20 protein-coding genes, 1 tRNA gene and 1 riboswitch are annotated in these 22,275 nt (G+C 44.4%); of the genes, 6 read left to right on the forward strand and 15 right to left on the reverse strand.

Features of this window, described 5'->3' with window-relative positions:
* Positions 1–142: 142 nt before the first annotated feature.
* On the reverse strand, positions 143–595 hold the full coding sequence (yfbV, locus tag BCU07_RS08395) for a terminus macrodomain insulation protein YfbV (RefSeq protein ID WP_017062168.1): 453 nt from the start codon (positions 593–595) through the stop codon (positions 143–145).
* A 342-nt stretch (positions 596–937) separates the two neighbouring features.
* Here yfbV and BCU07_RS08400 point away from each other — a divergent pair, with 342 nt between their 5' ends.
* Together BCU07_RS08400 and pta are read left to right on the forward strand one after the other, a co-directional pair.
* Entirely contained in the window at positions 938–2,134 is a 1,197-nt protein-coding gene (locus BCU07_RS08400) for an acetate kinase (protein WP_017063468.1), read from the forward strand.
* Positions 2,135–2,281: 147 nt separating this feature from the next.
* A complete protein-coding gene (gene pta / locus BCU07_RS08405) occupies positions 2,282–4,447 on the forward strand; it encodes a phosphate acetyltransferase (RefSeq protein WP_017062170.1) in 2,166 nt (721 codons plus the stop codon).
* Positions 4,448–4,529: 82 nt separating this feature from the next.
* Here the strand turns inward: pta and BCU07_RS08410 are convergent, their stop codons facing one another.
* From BCU07_RS08410 to moaA, 11 genes are all read right to left on the reverse strand, one after another.
* A complete protein-coding gene (locus BCU07_RS08410) occupies positions 4,530–5,468 on the reverse strand; it encodes a glutathione S-transferase family protein (RefSeq protein ID WP_017066117.1) in 939 nt (312 codons plus the stop codon).
* A 194-nt stretch (positions 5,469–5,662) separates the two neighbouring features.
* Positions 5,663–6,649 (reverse strand): murein tripeptide/oligopeptide ABC transporter ATP binding protein OppF, encoded by a 987-nt coding sequence (oppF, locus tag BCU07_RS08415; protein WP_017062172.1) that lies wholly within the window; start codon positions 6,647–6,649, stop codon positions 5,663–5,665.
* Positions 6,646–7,617 (reverse strand): ABC transporter ATP-binding protein, encoded by a 972-nt coding sequence (locus tag BCU07_RS08420; protein ID WP_012603544.1) that lies wholly within the window; start codon positions 7,615–7,617, stop codon positions 6,646–6,648. Before BCU07_RS08420 ends, oppF begins: the two co-directional genes overlap by 4 nt.
* A 42-nt stretch (positions 7,618–7,659) precedes the next feature.
* Entirely contained in the window at positions 7,660–8,562 is a 903-nt protein-coding gene (gene oppC / locus BCU07_RS08425; protein WP_017067675.1) for an oligopeptide ABC transporter permease OppC, read from the reverse strand.
* A 15-nt stretch (positions 8,563–8,577) separates the two neighbouring features.
* Positions 8,578–9,498 carry an oligopeptide ABC transporter permease OppB gene (gene oppB, locus BCU07_RS08430; RefSeq protein ID WP_017067676.1) on the reverse strand — a complete coding sequence of 307 codons (921 nt, stop codon included), beginning with the start codon at positions 9,496–9,498 and terminating at the stop codon, positions 8,578–8,580.
* Between the two features lie 108 nt (positions 9,499–9,606).
* Complete coding sequence (locus BCU07_RS08435; protein WP_016767672.1) at positions 9,607–11,238, reverse strand: ABC transporter substrate-binding protein; 1,632 nt, start codon at positions 11,236–11,238, stop codon at positions 9,607–9,609.
* Between the two features lie 632 nt (positions 11,239–11,870).
* Positions 11,871–12,326 carry a molybdopterin synthase catalytic subunit MoaE gene (gene moaE / locus BCU07_RS08440; protein WP_102427878.1) on the reverse strand — a complete coding sequence of 152 codons (456 nt, stop codon included), beginning with the start codon at positions 12,324–12,326 and terminating at the stop codon, positions 11,871–11,873.
* Positions 12,327–12,328: 2 nt separating this feature from the next.
* Positions 12,329–12,574: a molybdopterin synthase sulfur carrier subunit gene (gene moaD, locus BCU07_RS08445; RefSeq protein ID WP_004737346.1), complete on the reverse strand. Its 246-nt coding sequence runs from the start codon at positions 12,572–12,574 to the stop codon at positions 12,329–12,331.
* Positions 12,571–13,050, reverse strand: coding sequence for a cyclic pyranopterin monophosphate synthase MoaC (gene moaC / locus BCU07_RS08450; protein ID WP_004734026.1), 480 nt, complete (start codon positions 13,048–13,050; stop codon positions 12,571–12,573). Before moaC ends, moaD begins: the two co-directional genes overlap by 4 nt.
* Before the next feature lie 12 nt (positions 13,051–13,062).
* Positions 13,063–13,575: a molybdenum cofactor biosynthesis protein B gene (moaB, locus tag BCU07_RS08455; RefSeq protein ID WP_004734027.1), complete on the reverse strand. Its 513-nt coding sequence runs from the start codon at positions 13,573–13,575 to the stop codon at positions 13,063–13,065.
* 86 nt (positions 13,576–13,661) lie between these two features.
* Positions 13,662–14,651, reverse strand: coding sequence for a GTP 3',8-cyclase MoaA (moaA, locus tag BCU07_RS08460; RefSeq protein WP_009848642.1), 990 nt, complete (start codon positions 14,649–14,651; stop codon positions 13,662–13,664).
* Positions 14,640–14,792: riboswitch (molybdenum cofactor riboswitch) on the reverse strand. It overlaps the preceding gene by 12 nt.
* Positions 14,793–14,986: 194 nt before the next feature.
* Here moaA and BCU07_RS08465 point away from each other — a divergent pair.
* Positions 14,987–15,874, forward strand: a complete 888-nt coding sequence (locus BCU07_RS08465) for a YvcK family protein (RefSeq protein WP_017062178.1) — start codon at positions 14,987–14,989, stop codon at positions 15,872–15,874.
* 74 nt (positions 15,875–15,948) lie between these two features.
* Here BCU07_RS08465 and luxU read toward each other — a convergent pair whose 3' ends face one another.
* The 3 genes from luxU to uvrB form a co-directional block, all read right to left on the reverse strand.
* Positions 15,949–16,293, reverse strand: coding sequence for a quorum-sensing phosphorelay protein LuxU (luxU, locus tag BCU07_RS08470; protein WP_017062179.1), 345 nt, complete (start codon positions 16,291–16,293; stop codon positions 15,949–15,951).
* A 24-nt stretch (positions 16,294–16,317) separates the two neighbouring features.
* Positions 16,318–17,706, reverse strand: a complete 1,389-nt coding sequence (luxO, locus tag BCU07_RS08475) for a quorum-sensing sigma-54 dependent transcriptional regulator LuxO (RefSeq protein WP_004734031.1) — start codon at positions 17,704–17,706, stop codon at positions 16,318–16,320.
* A gap of 302 nt (positions 17,707–18,008) precedes the next feature.
* Positions 18,009–20,039: an excinuclease ABC subunit UvrB gene (uvrB, locus tag BCU07_RS08480; protein WP_017066592.1), complete on the reverse strand. Its 2,031-nt coding sequence runs from the start codon at positions 20,037–20,039 to the stop codon at positions 18,009–18,011.
* A gap of 508 nt (positions 20,040–20,547) precedes the next feature.
* Here uvrB and BCU07_RS08485 point away from each other — a divergent pair.
* The 3 genes from BCU07_RS08485 to rsxB all read left to right on the forward strand — a co-directional run bounded on the left by BCU07_RS08485 (position 20,548) and on the right by rsxB (position 22,274).
* Positions 20,548–20,623 (forward strand) — tRNA-Asn (locus BCU07_RS08485).
* A 476-nt stretch (positions 20,624–21,099) separates the two neighbouring features.
* On the forward strand, positions 21,100–21,678 hold the full coding sequence (rsxA, locus tag BCU07_RS08490; protein ID WP_004734039.1) for an electron transport complex subunit RsxA: 579 nt from the start codon (positions 21,100–21,102) through the stop codon (positions 21,676–21,678).
* Positions 21,679–21,680: 2 nt separating this feature from the next.
* Positions 21,681–22,274: an electron transport complex subunit RsxB gene (gene rsxB / locus BCU07_RS08495; protein ID WP_004734040.1), complete on the forward strand. Its 594-nt coding sequence runs from the start codon at positions 21,681–21,683 to the stop codon at positions 22,272–22,274.
* Position 22,275: the final 1 nt, after the last annotated feature.

The following is a 22,275-nucleotide window of genomic DNA, read 5'->3' on the forward strand; positions in this document are numbered from 1 at the left end:
CGGAGGAAGGTAAGAAACCAAGTGAATAAGGACAGGTAAGCTAAACGGAAAGTAAGCGAGGTAACAAAAAGAGGAGCAAATCTGAGAACAAGCTATAGAAGATGAATAGTTGTTCTCAGACAAGAGGGAGAGCTGGGATTCTTTAGAACCAACGCTCCATTGAGGATTTATCTAACTGACGAAAGGCACGATTTAAAATGATTGCCAATTCTTTATAGCGAGGGCGCGGCTTCATAGGCTCTAACGCAAAACCCGTTTCAGTGATCTTTTCATGCAGTTCGCGGTACCACGATACTAGTGCCGGCGGAAGTTGTGTATTTGAGCGGTTGCCTAACCACCACATACCTTGTAGCGGCAAGCTGATCGCAAACAAAGCCATAACCACAGCTTGCGGCATCGCTTGGTAATTATTAAAGACCATTTGTGTAAGAACACTGATAGCGGCAATCGCAGGCATCACTTTCACGCCAAAACGGGTCGCTTTAATAATGCGTTGTTCTGGGAAGATCGCGTTTAACTCTTTTCGGACGGGCCAGAGATCCATGTACTTTTGGCCATCTTTTAAACTACTAGCTAAACCAACTCTATTGCTCATATGAGTCTCCCATTAAAAAAAAGTTGAAATCATCAACTAAAAACACAAAAATTTGACGAAAAATAATATTCTTTCAAATTTTTTTGTTATATTTGCACAATATCGCTATTATTTGCAGACCTCAATCTCATTGTTGCCCTTATTTACAATTTAAGCAACTTTGGGACGACTTCTGCAAGGAATGCAAGAGCCTCTTTTCTTAAAAAGTGGCTTTCACTTTAATACGGAAATTAACGTTTTTTTGACCAAGGCTAGTACGCAAGCAACAGTGCTTCGTCTATTCTTGAGATTAATTTTCATCCTTAACTGATTTCGATCAGAAAAATAAACAGGTAGTCATTAATGTCTAAGCTAGTTTTAGTTTTAAACTGTGGTAGTTCTTCTCTTAAATTTGCTGTTGTTGATGCAGAAACAGGTGCTGAGCACCTAACTGGTCTTGCTGAATGTCTTGGTCTTCCAGAAGCTCGTATGAAATGGAAACTTGACGGCAAGCACGAAGCACAACTAGGTGCGGGCGCAGCTCACGTAGAAGCACTATCTTTCATGGTAGAAACTATTCTTGCTTCTAAGCCTGAGCTTAAAGCTAACCTTGGCGCTATCGGTCACCGTATCGTTCACGGTGGCGAGCAGTTCACTTCTTCTGCACTTATCACTGATGAAGTGCTTAAGGGTATTCAAGACGCTGCGACTTTCGCACCTCTTCACAACCCAGCTCATCTTATCGGTATTGAAGCGGCTCAACAAAACTTCCCAGGCCTTAAAAACGTTGCTGTTTTTGACACTGCATTCCACCAAACAATGCCTTCTGAGTCTTACCTATACGCTCTGCCGTACAACCTGTACAAAGAGCACGGCATCCGTCGTTACGGCATGCACGGTACTTCTCACCTATTCATCACTCGTGAAGTTGCAGGCCTACTAAACAAGCCAGTTGAAGAAGTTAACATCATCAACTGTCACCTAGGTAACGGCGCTTCTGTATGTGCAATCAAGAACGGTAAATCTGTAGACACTTCTATGGGTCTTACTCCTCTTGAAGGTCTTGTAATGGGTACTCGTTGTGGTGACCTAGACCCTGCAATCATCTTCCACCTACACGACGCACTTGGTTACTCTGTTGAAGAAATCAACAACATGCTAACTAAAGAGTCTGGTCTTGCTGGTCTAACTGAAGTGACTTCTGACTGTCGTTTCGTTGAAGACAACTACGGTGAGAAAGAAGAAGCAACTCGTGCAATGGACGTGTTCTGTCACCGTCTAGCTAAGTACGTTGCTGGTTACACTGCAACTCTAGAAGGTCGTCTAGACGCAATCACTTTCACTGGCGGTATCGGCGAGAACTCTGGCCCAATCCGTGAAATGGTTCTTAACCGCCTAGGCATCTTCGGCATCGAAGTTGACGGTGAAGCTAACCTTAAAGCTCGTTTCGGCGGCGAAGGTACTATCACTACAGCTAACAGCCGTATCCCTGCAATGGTTATCTCTACTAACGAAGAGCTAGTAATTGCTGAAGACACTGCGAAACTAGCAGGTCTTTAATTGATTTTCCTGACTAGCTTCACTCGAAGCTAGTCAGTTTTTCATATCAAGAAAATGGGGCTCAACTTCTATTCCTACCCCAATTTTAATATCGGTGGGAATAGCAGTTGAGCTTTTTTTATTTCCAATAGTTAAAGGTGTTCGTCAATGTCCCGTACTATTATGCTTATCCCTACAAGCGCTGGTGTTGGTCTTACTAGTGTTAGCATGGGTGTTCTTCGCGCTATGGAGCGTAAAGGCGTAAGTGTTTCTTTCTACAAGCCAATCGCTCAACCTCGTAGCGGTGGTAACCAACCAGATCTAACGTCTACTATCATCAGCGCAAACAGCGACATTAAGATTGGTGAGCCAATCGCAATGACTAAAGCTGAAGCTTTGATCGGTAGTGAAAAAATGGACGAGCTTCTTGAGTCAGTTGTTGAGCAATACAACAAGATCAACAAAGACGCAGAAGTTACGCTAATCGAAGGTCTAGTACCTACTCGTAAGCACCCATTTGCTAACCAAGTGAACGCGGAAATCGCAAAAACACTTGGCGCGGAGATCGTATTCGTTGCGACTCCTGGTACTGACAACCCTACGCAGCTTAAAGAGCGTATCGAAGTAGCATGTTCTAACTTCGGCGGTACTAAGAACAAAAACATCAAAGGCGTAATCATCAACAAGCTTAACGCTCCTGTTGATGAAGCTGGCCGTACTCGCCCTGACCTATCTGAAATCTTTGATGATGCAGACAGCGCTCAGCAAGCGAACCTTGAAGTAATGCAAATCTTCAATTCTAGCCCTATCCGTGTTCTTGGCTGCGTGCCATGGAGCATCGACCTAATCGCAACTCGTGCGGTTGATATGGCTAAGCACCTTAACGCTGAAATCGTTAACGAAGGTGAAATCTCAACTCGTCGTATTAAGAGCATCACTTTCTGTGCACGTTCTCTACCTCACATGATTGAGCACTTCAAACCAGGTTCACTGCTAGTAACTTCTGCAGACCGTCCTGACGTTATCGTTGCTGCGGCTCTTGCTGCGAAAAACGGTGTTGAGATTGGCGCAATCCTGCTTACTGGCGGTTACGACATTCCAGAAAGCATTGCTAACCTTTGTGCACCAGCATTCGCTTCAGGTCTACCGATCTTCAAAGCGCAAGGTAACACTTGGCAGACGTCTCTAAACCTACAGAGCTTCAACCTAGAAGTGCCTGCAGACGATAAAGAGCGTATCGAGTTCGTTAACGATCACGTTGCAAGCCACATTGATGGCCCTTGGATTGATTCTCTATCTGAAGGTACTCAAGGCATCCGTCGTCTAAGCCCACCAGCATTCCGTTACCAGCTAACTGAATTTGCTCGTAAAGCGGCTAAGCGCATCGTTCTTCCTGAAGGTGATGAGCCACGTACAGTTAAAGCTGCGGCTATCTGTGCTGAGCGCGGTATCGCAACGTGTGTACTTCTAGGTAACCCTGAAGAAATCCGTCGCGTTGCAGCACAGCAAGGTGTTGAGCTTGGCGCTGGCGTTGAGATCATCGATTCTGCATCAGTTCGCGAAAACTACGTAGCTCGTCTAGTAGAACTTCGTGGCGCTAAAGGTATGACTGAAGTTGTTGCTCGTGAGAAGCTAGAAGATTCAGTATTCCTAGGTACTATGATGCTTGAAGCTGGCGAAGTTGATGGCCTAGTTTCTGGTGCTGTTCACACAACGGCGAACACTATCGTTCCTCCGTTCCAGATCATCAAGACTGCTCCTGATGCTTCTATCGTATCTTCGATCTTCTTCATGCTTCTGCCTGATCAAGTTCTTGTATACGGTGACTGTGCGATCAACCCAGATCCAACAGCTGAACAGCTTGCTGAAATCGCTATCCAATCTGCAGATTCTGCTGCGGCATTCGGTATCGACCCACGCGTTGCTATGATCTCTTACTCTACTGGTGAATCTGGTAAGGGTGCAGACGTAGATAAAGTACGTGAAGCGACGAAGCTTGCTCAAGAGAAACGTCCAGATCTAGTGATCGATGGTCCTCTACAATACGATGCTGCTATCATGGAAAACGTTGCTGCTTCTAAAGCACCGAACTCTCCAGTAGCTGGTAAAGCGACTGTATTCGTATTCCCAGACCTAAACACTGGTAACACGACTTACAAAGCGGTACAACGTTCAGCAGATCTAGTATCTATCGGTCCAATGCTTCAAGGTATGCGCAAGCCAGTAAATGACTTGTCTCGTGGCGCTCTAGTAGACGACATCGTTTACACAGTAGCTCTAACGGCTATCCAAGCAGACCAAGCTGCGCAAGCTGAAGAAAAAGTAGTTAACTAATTTTCTTTTTCAGAAAGCAAAAACCCTAGATGTTTATCTAGGGTTTTTTTACGCCTGAAGAAAAGCGGATTAATTAATGATTCTAACCACGTCCGTGAGGCGAATCTAAATCCAGATCAGGCCCTTTAGGCACCACTTGAGTCGGGTTGATGCCCGTATGGCTGTAATAGTAGTGGCGCTTGATGTGGTAGAAATCCGTCGTCTCTTTAATACCCTCTATTTGATAGAGCTCTTTTAGATAACCTTGGATATGTTTGTAATCCGCAATTCGTTGCTTGTTACACTTGAAGTGACCCACATACACAGCATCGAATCGAACCAGAGTAGTGAACAAGCGCCAATCCGCTTCAGTAATCTGCTCTCCCGCTAAATAACGTTTCTCACTAAGATGCGCATCCACTTTATCTAACGCTTCAAATAACGCTTCATACGCCTCTTCGTAGGCTTCTTGTGTTGTCGCAAAGCCGGTTCGGTATACGCCGTTGTTGATGTTTGGGTAGATATAATCATTCCACTCATCAATCTTCTTGGACAACTCCCACGGGTAGTAATCATCGGTGTTACCCGTTAGCTCATTAAACTCTGAGTTAAACATGCGAATGATTTCAGACGACTCGTTACTCACAATGGTGTTGGTTTTCTTATCCCACAACACAGGCACCGTTACTCGACCTGAATAGTCCGGTTTGGCTTGAGTGTAGATTTGGTGCATTCGGGTATGACCAAACAGAGGTTCAGGTAACCCCATTTGCCAACCTTCACTCATCATGTCTGGGCAAACGACTGTCACGTCAATGTGATCGGTTAGGTCTTTCAGCTCGCGGAAGATAAGGGTTCTGTGCGCCCAAGGGCAAGCTAACGATACGTATAGATGGTAACGGCCGCTTTCCGGCTCAAACTGCGCGCCCGGTTTATTCTCTACCCAGTGACGAAAGCCCGCATCTTCACGAACGAACTTACCACCGCTTTCTTTGGTGTCGTACCACACATCGTGCCAAACACCTTCAACTAACTTACCCATATCCAAACCTCTGTCATCCAAGCTTTTCTCTAGTATAAAAAAAGCCAACTTTTTCAAAACTAGAAGAAGTTGGCTTAGTTGTTCGAATTATTTGATGAAGCTTATTTAATATGGATCTTTAGATACAAAAAAAGCGCAACTCATAAACAAGTCGCGCTTAAGCCTGTCACAGGCTGAACCGGTTTAAATAGGCTCTAGACTTGTACGTGCAAGCAAGATACTGCGTGAACGTCATCGCCTTGGATAGTTGGCTTAGTTTGCGCACACGCCTCTGTTGCTTGTGGGCAACGAGTACGGAACACACAACCTGATGGCGGATTGATTGGCGATGGGAGATCACCTTCCAGCATCTGGATAGTTTTACTACGCTCTAAGCGTGGGTCTGGAATTGGAACTGCAGACATCAACGCTTTGGTGTATGGGTGCTTAGGATCAGAGAACAATGCATCTGATTCGCCAAGTTCTACCGCATTACCTAGGTACATCACCAATACGCGATCAGAGATGTGTTTAACAACCGACAAATCGTGCGCGATGAATACCAAAGACAAACCTAGCTCTTTTTGTAGCTCCTTCAGAAGGTTAACTACTTGAGCTTGGATAGATACATCCAGTGCAGAAACAGGTTCATCACAGATGATCATCTTAGGTTTCAAGATAAGCGCACGTGCAATACCAATACGCTGACACTGACCACCAGAGAATTCATGAGGGTAACGGTTGATTACGTTGGGTAGTAGACCAACCTTTGCCATCATCTCTTTAACTCTGTCCTTCACTTCTTGTTTAGAAAGTTCAGGGAAGAAAGTCTCTAGAGGCTCAGCAATAATATCGCCTACTGACATACGTGGGTTAAGCGATGCTAGCGGGTCTTGGAAGATCATCTGAATCTCTTTACGAGTCTCACGACGCTTCACTTCCTGCATCTTAGTTAGGTCTTGACCTAACCACATCACTTGACCTTCAGTCGCTTCAACCAAGCCGATAATCGCACGGGCAAAAGTCGACTTACCACAACCAGACTCACCTACTACACCCAGAGTCTCTCCTTCGTAAAGGTGAACATCAACACCATCAACCGCTTTAAGGTTTGATGGTTTTGCCCAAGGCCAAGCAGACTTAGCTGCAATGCTAAAGTGAACTTTCAGGTCTTTAATATCTAATAGTAATTCTTTACTCATTTTGTCCAAGTCTCCCAGTCTGAAAAACAAGCACGCTGACGGTCTTTAGCAAATGGCTGCAAAATCGGTGCTTCTTGCTTACAACGGTCCATTACACGGTGACAACGGTCTTGGTAAGGACAACCTGTTGGTAGGCGAAGTAAGTTAGGTGGGTTACCTGGAATCGTCGGTAGAATTTCACCTTCGGTATCCAAACGAGGAATCGCTTTAAGCAGGCCTTCCGCGTATGGGTGGCTTGGCTCGTAGAAGATTTCATCAACCGTGCCGTACTCCATTGTACGACCCGCGTACATCACAAGTACTTTGTCACAAGAACCAGCAACAACACCCAAGTCATGGGTGATCATAATGATTGCTGTATTGAACTCATCTTTTAGTTCGTTCAGCAATTCCATGATTTGCGCTTGAATGGTTACATCCAGTGCCGTTGTTGGTTCATCAGCGATAAGCAATTTAGGACGACACAGCAGTGCCATTGCGATCATCACACGCTGACGCATACCGCCCGAAAACTCGTGCGGGTACATAGTGATACGCTTGCGTGCTTCAGGGATTTTCACCGCTTCAAGCATGCGTACTGATTCTTCAAACGCTTCTGCTTTACCCATGCCTTTATGCAGCATAAGTACTTCCATCAGCTGATCACTTACTTTCATGTAAGGGTTCAGTGAGGTCATTGGATCTTGGAAGATCATCGCGATCTGTTCAGCACGAACCTTGTTCAGTGCTTTTTCAGGCAGGTTGAGAATTTCATTGCCTTCAAACTTTGCACTGCCCGAGATGATGCCGTTCTTAGCCAGCAGCCCCATCAGTGCAAATACCGTTTGTGATTTACCTGAACCCGACTCACCAACAATACCCAGCGTTTCGCCTTGGTTAAGTGAGAAGTTCAAGTCGTTTACTGCGGTTACGATACCATCTTGTGTGGTAAATTCGACGCGCAGATCTTTGACATCTAATAAGCTCATTATTGCTTCCTTAATCTTTTATAGCTTTTAATTGCTATTTCGTTATCTGTCTTTTGGATCAAGCGCGTCGCGCAGACCATCACCTACGTAGTTAAAGCAGAACAGCGTAACTACCATGAATGCCGCAGGGAATGTCAATTGCCAGATTGCAACTTCCATTGTTTGCGAACCTTCTTGAAGCAATGCGCCCCAGCTTGTCATAGGCTCTTGAACACCAAGACCAAGGAAAGATAAGAATGATTCTGTAAGGATCATGCTTGGAATAAGCAACGTAGAGTAAACCGCTACGATACCCAGTACGTTCGGTACGATGTGACGTGTAATGATCTTCCATTTGCTTACACCACATACGTGTGCAGCTTCAATGAACTCTTTACTACGTAGGCTCAACGTTTGACCACGTACAATACGCGCCATATCTAGCCAAGCAATCGCACCAATAGCAACGAAGATTAGGACGATGTTACGACCAAAGAACGTTACCAGGACGATTACTAGGAACATAAATGGTACCGCGTACAAGATCTCTAGGATACGCATCATCACTCGGTCAGTACGACCGCCGATGAAACCTGAAGCTGCACCGTAAAGCGTACCAATCAGTACCGCTACGAATGCGCCCATCACACCAACCATCAATGAGATACGACCACCGATAAGAGTACGAACGTACAAATCACGGCCTAAGCTATCAGTACCAAACCAGTGGTCCGCGCTTGGCGCTGCATGCATTGCGTACCAGTCAGTATCATCATAAGTGTACTGAGCAAGCATCGGTAAGAAGATAACCGCCAGTACCATAAGCGTAAGAATAAACAGGCTTACCATTGCCGCTTTGTTTCGCATAAAACGAATGCGGGCATCCTGCCACAAACTGCGACCTTCAATCTCTAAACTCTCAGAGAACTTTTCGATCGCTTCTAAATTTTCTTTTTTCTTCAACATAACCATGCGTCCCTGTTAGTAGCGAATTTTCGGGTCAATTAGCGCTAGCAAAATATCAACGATTGCGTTGAACAAGATGAATAGGAAACCAATCAAGATGGTTACACCCATTACTAGCGAGTAGTCACGGTTAAACGCGGCGTTAACAAACAGCTTGCCGATACCTGGTAGGCCGAAGATGGTTTCAACAACAACAGAACCTGTAATGATACCTACAAACGCAGGTCCCATATAAGAAACGACAGGCAGCAGTGCTGGCTTCAATGCATGTTTTAGAACGATGTAACGGTAACTTAGGCCTTTTGCACGAGCAGTTCGGATAAAGTTACTGTTTAGCGTTTCAATCATGCTACCGCGAGTAATACGAGCAAATGTGGCTACGTAAAGAAGAGACATCGCGATAACTGGCAGGACGATGTACATATAAGTACCGCCGTGCCAACCACCTGCTGGGAATATGTTCCAGTGCAGAGAGAACAGGTAAATAAGCGCTGGAGCCAACACGAAGGATGGCATTACTACCCCGAGCATAGCGGTCGACATTATGGTGTAGTCAATCCAGGTGTTGTGCTTCAAGGCGGCAATCGTCCCGACCGATACTCCCATAATCAGGGTAAAGATAAAGGCAATAAAACCTACCTTCGCAGATACTGGAAGTGCGACTGCGATCAGCTCATTTACGGTGTAATCTTGATATTTGAATGATGGACCAAAGTCACCTTGAACGATGTTAGTCAAGTACGTGGTGTACTGTTCAAATACAGGTTTATCTAAGCCGTATTTAGCTTCGATGTTAGCCATAACTTCTGGCGGTAATGGGCGTTCGCTCGAAAACGGGTTACCCGGTGCAAAACGCATGAGAAAGAAAGATATAGTGATCAACACCAACATGGTTGGAATCGCTTCGAATATCCTTTTCATAATGAATTTAAGCATAAACTCACTCTTTTCAGTCTGTGACAATTAAAAATTAAATAGACACTGCGTGCGATTTCTCGCACACAGGTCTAAGTTAGTTATATTTTATTTTATTTTTATAGGAGGTTATTTTGCTTTGATATAAAGATCTTTTGAATAGATCTTATCTTCGGCGTTACCTTCTGGGTAACCACCTAGCTGAGGTGATACAAGACGTGTTGTAACGTACTGGTAGACTGGAGCAATTGGCATGTCTTTAGCTAGCAATTTTTCTGCTTCGATGTATAGCTTAGTACGCTCTTCTTCTGAAGTAGAGCTTAGTGCTTTATCGATAATCTTGTCATAGTCTGCGCTCTTATAGTGCTGACCAGCAGTTGTATTTTGACTAACCATCAATGTTAGGAATGAAGATGCTTCATTGTAGTCACCACACCAACCTGCACGAGCAACGTCAAAGTTACCAGTATCTTTACTGTCTAGATATGATTTCCACTCTTGGTTTTCGAGTTTCGCGTTAATACCAAGCTCTTTCTTCCACATTGATGCGATTGCTACAGCAAGCTTCTTGTGGTTTTCAGACGTGTTGTAAAGCAGGTTAAATTCAAGTGGGTTGCTCTTCGTGTAGCCCGCTTCTTCAAGAAGACGCTTCGCTTCAGCAATACGCTCTTTTTGAGAAAGTTGACCATACTCTGGAGTTACCGGGTCAAAACCAGCAGTAATTTCAGGAGTCAAGAAGTAAGCTGGTTTTTGACCTTGACCAAGAATCGCTTTCGTCACGATGTCACGATCCATCGCATAAGACATTGCTTTACGAACACGTACGTCGTCGAAAGGTGCTTTCTGTGCATTAAATTGGTAGTAATAAGTACACAGGTTACCCTTAATGTTTACATCTTCTGGGTATTCTTTCTGTAAGCGACGGAAGTGCTCGTTAGGAACTTCATATGTGAAATCTAGTTCGCCAGAGAGGAAGCGGTTCATTTCCGCTACTTGGTTTTCGATTGGTAAGAATGTTACTTTGTTAAGAACTGTATGTTCGTTATCCCAATAATTTTCGTTGCGTACTAGTTCAAGACGCTCGTTAACTACCCATTGATTTGGAACAAATGCACCATTACCAACAAAGTTTTCAGGCTTAGTCCACTGGTCACCGAATTTTTCAACAGTTGCTTTATGTACTGGCTTCACTGTTGTGTGACCCATCATCATTACGAAATATGGGACAGCTGTATCTAAAGTCACTTCTAACGTGTAGTCATCTAAAGCTTTAACGCCTAGTTCACTCTTGTCTTTCTTACCCGCAACGATGTCTTTCGCATTCGCCATCTTGGTATATTCCATGTACCAAGCGTATGGAGAAGCAGTTAAAGGATCAACCGCACGTTGGAAGCTGTAAACGAAGTCATTTGCCGTTACAGGATCGCCGTTAGACCATTTTGCGTCTTTACGTAGGTGGAAAGTGAATGTTTTGTTGTCTGTCGTTTCCCAGCTTTCAGCTACTCCTGGGATAGTATTGCCGTCGCCATCTTGGTTCACTAAACCTTCTAGAAGGTCACGAATTACGTGAGATTCTGGTACACCTTGAGATTTGTGAGGGTCGAGTGTTGCTACTTCAGTACCATTACCGCGAACCAGTTCCTGAACTTTTGCTAGTTCAGTGCCTGCTGGAACTTCAGCAGCGATAGAAAGAGTAGAAGTGGCAGCCACTGCCAAACCAGCACCTAGAAGAAGGGCCTGAGTGATTTTATTCTTGTACATTTAATAAACTCCAAGTTTTCCGTATTGCATCCATGACTTCTTTGCTTGGTTCACTGAACGGCAGTGATTTAGATTTATTTAGCTCAAATTTTAAGCATAAAAATCTAAAACCTTACAAAGATTGAGGCACACACTATCAACCATTGAAGTAATTTGCCATAAACAAGTCGCAAAAAATCGGATAATTCTCCGAATTACTCAAGGTAACAGTGTAAATCTCTAATAAAAACCTAATGAATAGTGAGTTACACATAGGGATTAATTAAAAAACAGCCTTTAGTGTTGATGTATCTGTATTGATACTTTTTTTTAGCATCTTATGCTAGAACACTGAGCGCAAATTAACATTAATGCCACATGAAATCTAATTGCACATCACATATCCCCTAAATAGACTCCACTATTTGTGAGGATTATCACTTTATACAAAACAGCATAATGCACTGCACCAAAACAGATTTAGAAATGCACCAAGACAGGCAAAATCACGTACCGAATTTATATGCAACTTGAATGATTAACCATTTATTAATACACCACTTATTTATAAATAGCTTTGTAGCACGTACAAAAAAACCGACTTTAATAGTCGGCTTTTAATATTCGTTCTGAAGGTGAGTAACCTTGGGTGATTATTTTACCCAGCGCTCTGCAGCTTTCGCGTCTGAGTCTCGAGAGTCAACCCAACGAGTTGCTTCAGTGGTGCGTTCCTTCTTCCAAAACGGCGCTTTGGTTTTTAGGAAATCCATCACAAACTCACAGGCTTCAAAGGCCGCACCGCGGTGTGCACTGGATACACCAACGTAAACAATCTGGTCACCGATATCTAGGTCACCAACACGATGGATAACTCGCATCTTTTGGATTGGCCAGCGTGCCTCAGCTTGATCACAGATCTCGCTCAGTGATTTTTCTGTCATACCCGGATAGTGCTCCAGAGACAAACCAATCACATTGTCGCCAAGGTTCATGTCGCGAACTTTACCAACGAACGTCACAATCGCTCCGGCAGCTGTACCTTGAGCCAAGTAGTCGTATTCGTCGCCTACCGAGAAGTCCTCAGCTGTCACTAATACTCTTGGATCCATGCTTAGCCTCCAGTCACTGGTGGGAAGAAAGCAACTTCATCACCGTCTTTCACTTCAGTCGTCAAAGGCACGATAGATTGGTTAAGCGCAGCCAGAAGCTTGCCCTCTTCCAAAGCGATATCCCATTTGCCTTCTTGTGTCACAAGATGACTACGAATCGCTTCAATCGTCTTAAATTGTGCATCAACTTCAACGCTGTCCACACCAACAAGTTCACGAGTTTGAGCAAAGAAAAGTACTGTAATCATGACTCCACCTTAAAGTGACCAGATTTACCACCTGTCTTCTCTAGCAGGCGCACGTTTTCGATAACAATGTCTTTCTGAACAGCTTTACACATATCGTAAATCGTTAACGCAGCCACAGAAGCAGCCGTTAGCGCTTCCATCTCTACGCCCGTCTTACCCGCAAGCTTACAAACAGATTCGATGCGAACCTTGTTTTCAGACTCGATAGCTTCAAGCTGCACTTCTACTTTAGTTAATAGCAGAGGGTGACACAGTGGAATCAGATCCCACGTCTTCTTAGCCGCTTGAATACCTGCGATACGTGCCGTTGCGAAAACATCACCTTTATGGTGGCTACCAGAAACAATCAGCTCTAGCGTTTCAGCAGACATTTGAACGAATGCTTCCGCTCTCGCTTCGCGTACTGTCTCAGCTTTAGCCGATACATCGACCATGTTTGCTTCGCCAGACGCGTTAATGTGTGTAAATTGGCTCATGCTCAAACCGCCTTATACAGAAAGATGTGGCATGAAGTTGCAAGGACGGTGGCTAGCATCCATCTGTTGCTTGATGATCTTAGTCCAACCAGTACGACAAGCACCTGTAGAGCCTGGCATCGCAAAGATTACTGTGTGGTTAGCAAAGCCCGCAATCGCACGAGATTGAATTGTCGAAGTACCGATCTCTTCGTAAGATACTTGACGGAATAGCTCACCAAAGCCTTCTACTTCTTTGTCGAATAGTGGCTTAAGCGCTTCAGGCGTGCTGTCGCGAGAAGTGAAGCCCGTACCGCCAGTGATCATGATCGCTTGTACGCTTTCATCAGCGATCCACTTAGATACGATCGCACGGATCTTGTACATGTCATCAATAACGATTTGCTTATCAACCACGTTGTGACCCGCTTCTTTAGCATGCTCTGCTAGGTAACCGCCTGAAGTGTCGTTTTCTTCTGTACGAGTATCTGAAACCGTTAGTACTGCGATGTTTGCTGCTTGGAATTTGCTTTCTGCGTGACCCATTTGTTCACCTATATAAATTTTTCATTAGACTGATTCGCCCAGCCTGAAGAAGCTGAGCGATAAAATGCTTTAGAGTGTGTAGCGGGTTAACCGCCGATTGACGCCAAGTTTGGAGTCATGCCGCTGTTGCCATCGTGTAAGAAGTGGCTAACGGACTTGGTTTGAAGCTGAGCCTGAATTCGATCAATGAGTTCTTGCTCTTGTTGATCTTCTTGAATCAGATCTCTCAGTTCAACACCATGGTCGCCAAACAGACATAAGTGAAGTTTACCGGTCGCAGAAACGCGCAGTCGGTTACAACTCTCACAAAAGTCTTTCTCGTAAGGCATGATCAAACCGATTTCACCCTTGTAGTCTGGGTGGACAAACACTTGCGCCGGGCCATCGTTAACGGCTTTGACTTTTAACAGCCAACCATTAGCAATAAGCTGGTTGCGAATCGCAACGCCAGACACATGATGTTTATCGAACAACTCGTCCATCTCGCCGGTTTTCATCAGCTCGATAAAACGTAATTGAATAGGTTTGTCTTTGATCCAATTAAGGAAGGCTGGTAATTCCTGACTATTGAGGTCTTTCATTAATACGACGTTGACTTTGACTTGTTCAAAGCCAACCTCAAACGCTTTATCAATGCCTCGCATAACCTCAGTAAACTTATTCTCACCAGTGATCTGATGGAACATGCGCGAATCTAAACTATCCACGCTCACGTTTATATGGGTTAAACCAGCATCACGCCATTGCCCTACTTGTTTCTCCATGCGGTAGCCATTCGTTGTGGTGGCCACTTTTTCGATGCCTGGAGTAGAAGCAACGGTATGTATGATTTCAGGAAAGTCTTTACGCAGACTCGGCTCTCCGCCTGTAATGCGGATCTTTGAGGTACCACAATCTGCAAACGCTTTAACAACGCGTTTGATCTCGGGAACACTTAAAAAAGACGAGTTTTTTTGCCCTGACGGTTTGTAACCATCTGGCAAGCAGTAAGTACATTTAAAGTTACAGACGTCTGTAACCGACAAGCGCAAGTAATAAAACTTGCGATGGAATCTATCTTCGAATTGTTGCGCCACGGAACACCTTTCCAAACACGGGAGGCATAATCATTTCCAATTAAGCCCTTGTGACAACATGTCACTGGCTCTTGATGCGTATCGGTACAGCAAATACCACTGTGCGACTTAGCATGCGAGAGCTCGGAGTTATGGCAACTGAGCGTTATATTCACACGCGCAGTAGCTGATTAATAAAATACTTAATATTTGTACGTGAATCTAGCTCTGATGGTAAAAAACGGGTCACATCGGCAAAAAAAACGTATCAAACGCTCAAAATAACTCTTGTTGAGTATATAGCGAGAAGCATTTAACCTAAATTATAGTTGGTAATAACCTAACAAGAACAATAAATGAATATTTACTCTTCAAAGAAAGTCGTAGCAATCGGCGGTGGCCATGGCTTAGGTCGCATGTTAGCTGCATTAAAAGACTTTGGTAACAACGCAACTGGCATTGTTGCAACGACAGATAACGGCGGTTCCACCGGACGTATTAGAGATTGCCAAGGTGGCATCGCATGGGGAGATACACGCAACTGTATCAACCAATTAATCACAGAGCCTTCAATCAGTTCGATGATGTTCGAATACCGCTTTCGTGGTCAAGGTGAGCTAGACGGTCATAACTTGGGTAACCTAATGCTGACGGCGTTAGACAACCTTTCCGTTCGCCCATTGGAAGCAATTAACCTGATTCGAAATATGCTCAAGGTCGATGTCAATATCGTGCCGATGACTGAGCATCCTTCAGACCTCACGGCTCTATCAATGGACGGCCGCTGGGTTACCGGCGAAACCAACGTTGATGACATGACGGAAAAGCTGCGCATGATGGACTTGTCTCCAGAAGTGCCAGCAACCAAAGAAGCCGTTGCTGCCGTTGAGCAAGCAGACTGCATTGTCCTTGGCCCTGGAAGCTTTTTAACCAGTGTGATGCCCCCTCTTCTCCTTCCAGAGATTGGCAAAGCAATCTCTGAGAACACCAAGGCAAAAGTTATCTTCGTTGAAAACCTTTCACCAGAGCACGGTCCCGCAGGGAAAATGACGCTTCAAGAGCAATTGGAGTGGTGTGAACGTACCTGTAAGGCAAGGAAAATAGACATCGTGTTAGGCAATGAACCTCACCCGGAACTAGAAGTGCAATGGAATTGTGTGACCACAGATCTTGCATCGGCAAACCGAGATTGGCGACACGACCGTGTGAAGCTTCAACAAGCCATTGAAGCCCAGTTGGCGTAGCCATAGGTTCAAGCGACAAACAACAAAAAAGGAGCATGCTGCTCCTTTTTTAATCTCAGTAATAACTCGCTGTTTTAAAGGTCCGTCATCAACTGCTGATATTCAGTGTACGTCGATAACAGGAGGTCTTGCATATCTTGAAAATCAATCTCGGTTACAGGCAACGCTTGCTTCACTTTTGCGTCTAAGCTAATCGCAAAACTACACAAAGAATCCGCACCAAAGCTTGCTGCGCTGCTCTTAAGCGCATGACTGATATCAGCCAAGTACTTAGAGGTATCCGACTCTTTATTTATCTCTAGGTGTTCGTAGTAGCCTTTCAACTCACCTAAAAAGATTTCCAGTAAAACCGGGACATTCTCTTGGCCTATTTCGCCGGCAAGCTCATCAACTTTTTGCTGATTTAATACTTTCGTCATTATTATTTTCTTATTGTTTGTTGATTACTGCTTCGCATTCCACGTTTGCAACTTACGGTATATCGTCGATGGACTGACATCTAAGAAACCTGCCGCACGAGGGATGTTGCCATCACACGCTTTAATGGCCTGCTCGATAGCCGTTTTCTCAGTGATCCACAATGGGAAAATATCTTTTACCGTGATGTCTTCATTCTGCTTCTCTTTCAATCGCAGACTGTTTTCAATCGGTTGGTTCAACGGTGGTGGAAGCATGTTGAGAGTAATCTCTTTGCCGTTATTCAAAACCACCACGTTCCGCAACACGTTTTGTAGCTGACGAACGTTACCCGGCCACTCATATTGATTAAAGCGATCAAGTACTTCCTGAGCAAAACGTACAAACGCCTTCCCCTCCTCGACCGACATATAGCCTAGCAGAGAATACGCGATCTCGATGACATCTTCACCACGCTCACGCAATGGCGGCAAGTGCAATGGAATCACGTATAAACGATAGTATAAATCTTCTCTAAAGCGACCTTCTTGTACTTCTTTCCAAGGGTCACGGTTGGTCGCACACACAAAACGAACGTCGACACTCTTCATCTTCGAAGAGCCGACTTTTTGGAAAGTACCGGTTTGGATAAAGCGCAGCAGCTTGGTTTGCAGCTCTAAGTCCATTTCGCACAGTTCATCAAGGAACAGTGTCCCACCATCAGCAAGCTCAGCAGCACCTTGGCGATCGGTCGCCGCACCGGTAAAGGCACCTTTAACGTGGCCAAACAGCTCACTTTCAATCAGGTCTTTAGGGATAGCGGCACAGTTAATCGCGATGAACGGCTTATCGCCACGCTTACTCGCCGCATGAATGGCTTCTGCACATACCTCTTTACCGGTACCACTTTCACCAGTAATGAAAATGCTCGCCTTACTCGATGCAGCAGAATCGATAGTTCGGTAAACCTGCTGCATGGTTTGGCTGCTGCCGATAAAACCTTGGTAGTTCTGGTTTCCCGGGTGTTCCGAGCTATTTTTAAGCTTGGTGGCTTTGCGGATCGCATTATTCACCGTAATACGGAGTCGGTCGGCTTCACACGGTTTGATAAGGAAATCTTGAGAGCCATGACGCATCGCTTCTACAGCGGTATCGATAGAGCCGTGAGCCGTCATGAAGATAACTGGAACTTCAGGGTATTTTTGTTTTACAGCAAATAGTACGTCCATACCCGTCATATCAGGCAGACGTAGATCTAATAAAATAAGGTCTGGGATTCGATGATTCAAACTCTCGATTGCATCGCGGCCAGTGCCGACAATGTTGATATCAATTTCGAGCGGTGTAAGATACGAGCGATATAAAGCTGCTACCGAAGCGGTATCCTCTACCATCAACAAATACTTCGATTTGTTATCTAGCGTTTTTGATTGCATATCCTAGCCATTTATAATTTGCATTTCTTATTATAGTCGCATTCCGCTTTGCATTATGCAAATTAGCCACAGTATTTGTAGTGTGTTTTTTTACTTGCTTCAAACAATCAATGTTTTATCTATCTGGCACGAACGATGCAACGGTATAAATGACCTTCGGGTCACCTAGCCAACTGACGTTGTTAGTGGACCGATTGTTCACAAACGTAAGCCAGTAGAACATTTACTACTGGCTGTTTTTTTGTCTGAAACACTCTCAGTTCTTGTGTTGAGGGGGATCAATTCTCGAGCGAAAAGTGAGATTAGCTGTTGGTAATAAACTGCTTTCTTAACTGATCAATTTCATCACGCTTCTGTGCGGCCAATTCAAATTCCAGATTCTGAGCATGCTGATACATCGCAGATTCTAGCTTGCTGATCTCTTTATCAAGCTGTTGCGGCGTAAGTACTGCATAACTTTCAGAAGGCTCTGCCACCTTAGATAGTGGAACTTGTTTCGATTGGCGCTGCTGCTTCGACTTGGTTAGATCACCCAGTTCCATAATGTCTTTGATATTGCGTTTCAACGCTTGCGGAGTGATGCCTTGCTCTTCGTTGTAGGCTTGCTGTTTCTCGCGACGACGATCGGTTTCATCAATCGCTTTTCTCATCGACTTAGTAATCGAATCACCATAAAGGATTGCTCGACCTTCCAAGTTACGAGCAGCACGACCAATGGTTTGAATCAGAGAACGCTCAGAACGCAAGAAGCCCTCTTTATCTGCATCAAGAATCGCCACCAGCGACACTTCAGGCATATCCAAACCTTCACGAAGTAAGTTAATGCCCACTAACACATCGAACTTGCCCAAACGTAGGTCTCGGATGATCTCTACACGCTCAACGGTATCGATATCCGAGTGCAAGTAACGCACTTTAACGCCGTGCTCACTTAGGTATTCGGTTAAGTCTTCTGCCATTCTCTTGGTCAACGTGGTAACCAAAACACGCTCTTCTTTCACTGAACGGATTCTGATTTCAGACAGCAAGTCATCCACCTGCGTCGCGACAGGTCTTACTTCGATGATTGGGTCTAACAGACCAGTAGGACGTACCACTTGATCAGCAATCTCGCCATCTGATTTTTCAATCTCGTAATTACCTGGTGTTGCCGACACAAAAATCGTTTGTGGGGCTATAGACTCAAATTCTTCAAACTTCATTGGACGGTTATCCAATGCAGAAGGCAGTCTAAAACCAAACTCGACCAAGGTTTCTTTACGAGAACGGTCACCTTTATACATCGCACCAATTTGCGGCACAGTCACGTGTGACTCATCGATGATCAGCAAACCATCATCAGGCAGGTAGTCAAATAACGTTGGCGGCGCTTCCCCTTCCGCACGGCCGCTCAAGTATCGTGAATAGTTTTCGATACCGGAACAGAAGCCAAGCTCAGTCATCATCTCAATATCAAACTGAGTTCTTTGAGAGATACGCTGCTCTTCCAAAAGCTTATTGTTGTCTTTTAAGTATTGAGCACGATCGCGCAGTTCGTCCTTGATGTTCTCAATCGCCTCAAGGATTTTTTCTCTTGGCGTTACATAGTGAGTTTTTGGATAAACCGTAAAGCGCGGCAAGTCTCTTTGTTTCACCGCACCAGTCAGAGGATCAAAAATACTAATGCAGTCCACTTCGTCATCGAACATCTCAATTCGAACCGCATCTTGGTCAGATTCAGCCGGAAAGATATCAATCACCTCACCACGAACACGGAACTGACCACGTTCAAAGGCGACATCGTTTCTTGAATATTGCAGCTCAGCCAATCGACGCAGGATGTCTCGCTGATCCATCACCTCGCCACGACTCAAATGAAGCATCATCTTCAAATAAGACTTAGGATCACCCAGACCGTAGATAGCCGACACAGAAGCCACAATGATGGCGTCTTTTCGTTCTAATAAGGCTTTGGTTGCCGAAAGCCTCATTTGTTCGATATGAGCGTTCACAGACGCATCTTTCTCGATGAACGTGTCCGTGGTTGGAACGTAGGCTTCAGGTTGGTAGTAATCGTAGTAAGAAACGAAATACTCAACGGCATTGTTTGGAAAGAAAGATTTCATCTCACCGTAAAGTTGAGCCGCCAATGTCTTGTTAGGCGCTAACAGAATCGCAGGTCTTTGAGATTGGGAAATGACGTTGGCAAGGGTAAAGGTTTTACCTGAGCCCGTTACCCCTAGTAGAGTTTGATGTGCCAAACCAGAATCTAATCCGTCTAGTAATTTGGTTATCGCTGTCGGCTGATCACCGGACGGGCTGTAGTCCGATACCAAGTCAAAGAGTTTACTCATAGGTCGCCATTTCCATACTGTTTTTTTAATCAGGTCATTGTCACTCTAGGAGGAGTGTCGTTGCAACAATTATCTAGAGAAATGCATCTTAAGATCAGAGATCAGTTATAGCTTTTATTTTTAGAACTTGGTATTATCCGTGCCCTGCAAAGTTTCCCCAGCTAAATTACTCGAATTTTAATCCACTACTTTTCCCCAAAAAACCTAAAAATACCGCTTGTTTTACTGTTCGTTTTATAATCTACAAAAGTTATACAATTGCGACATTTTGCTATAAATCTTTTAAATACATTACGTTAGATAAGGTTTTTACATTTTTCGATTTATCCCGATTATTGTTGTTAAAGTTTCACACACACACTTATCCACAATTTTGGTGGATAACTAAAGCAAAGCTAAATCCTATAAGGCGTTCAAGAAAGTAAAGTTTTTTATCTTACTTTTTTCTGATATTTTTTATTGACAGAAATCCGGACAATTATTAGAATTCGCGTCGCTAACAAGCAATTCCCCTTTAGTTCAGTTGGTAGAACGGCGGACTGTTAATCCGTATGTCGCAAGTTCAAGTCTTGCAAGGGGAGCCAAATTCAGAAAAAAGCTCAATCGAAAGATTGGGCTTTTTTCGTATATAACTGCGACTAACTTGTTCCAAGTTAATGTCACAAACCTAGCCGCCCGCGTTCAAGTCTCGACAAGGGGGCCAAATTTAAAGAAGCCGCATCACTCGATGCGGCTTTTTGCGTTTTAGTGCTTTGGGCTCGTATTTTACTCTCCTCTTTTTGATAGTTCTGAGCACAAAAAGCCACAAATATGACCCTATTCGTAGGAAGCAAATCGAGTTCAATTCAAGAATGATCTTATGAAAGATCCAATTCAACTACTCCTACAAACTTGTCTCACGAAGTAAAAATTGGCCGTCTATACTTACGGTAACTTTAATAATCAATCGATTACCTGATGTTTTTTTCACCAAGTGTCTAAATCCCTAGTGATCCTTGGTTGTTATTAGGTGAGCAAAGCAGGATAATATCGGGATCGGAATCTCAAGAATTAATCCATTATGACCGAATACCTTTTGTTGTTGGTTGGCACAGTGCTGGTCAATAACTTTGTGCTAGTGAAGTTTTTAGGGCTATGTCCTTTCATGGGAGTCTCCAAGAAACTGGAGACTGCGATTGGCATGGGCCTCGCGACGACTTTCGTTCTGACGTTAGCGTCGGTATCTGCATACCTAGTAGAAACCTACATCCTTACCCCTCTGGGTATTGAATACCTGCGTACCATGAGCTTCATTTTGGTTATCGCGGTGGTCGTTCAATTTACGGAAATGGTCGTTCACAAAACCAGCCCGACTCTTTATCGCCTATTGGGTATCTTCCTGCCTCTTATCACCACCAACTGTGCGGTATTAGGTGTGGCACTTTTGAACATCAATGAAAACCACAACTTCATTCAGTCGATCATCTATGGTTTTGGCGCTGCGGTGGGTTTCTCTCTTGTATTGATCCTATTTGCTGCGATGCGTGAACGTATTGCGGTTGCTGATGTTCCAATGCCCTTCAAAGGCGCATCGATTGCGATGATCACAGCAGGCTTAATGTCTTTGGCATTTATGGGCTTTACTGGGTTGGTGAAATAAGCATGAGTACCATTTTAATTGCGATCATTGCGCTAGCCGTTTTAGCCGCTGTTTTTGGCGCTATTTTGGGCTTTGCTTCTATCCGCTTTAAAGTTGAAGCCGATCCTATCGTCGATCAAATCGACACCATCTTACCGCAAACTCAATGTGGTCAATGTGGCTACCCAGGTTGTCGCCCATACGCAGAGGCGATTGCTAACGGAGACAAGATCAACAAATGTCCTCCGGGCGGCCAAGCAACTATTGAGAAGCTAGCAGACTTAATGGGCGTAGAAGTTGAAGACTCCGCTCATGATTTAGATAACAAAGTAAAAACCGTTGCCTTCATTCATGAAGATATGTGTATCGGCTGTACTAAGTGTATTCAAGCCTGCCCTGTTGACGCCATTGTTGGTGGTACCAAGGCACTACACACAGTAATTAAAGATGAATGTACAGGTTGTGATCTATGTGTCGCACCGTGCCCTACTGACTGTATCGAAATGATTCCAGTGGCAACAACGACTGAAAATTGGAAATGGCAGATGAACATCATTCCTGTTACTGATATCACTAACCAAGCCACTGATGCGACTGCATCAGAGCCAAAAGCATAGG

The organism is Vibrio sp. 10N.261.54.E10, assembly GCF_002877735.2.
GTDB lineage: Bacteria > Pseudomonadota > Gammaproteobacteria > Enterobacterales > Vibrionaceae > Vibrio > Vibrio crassostreae_C.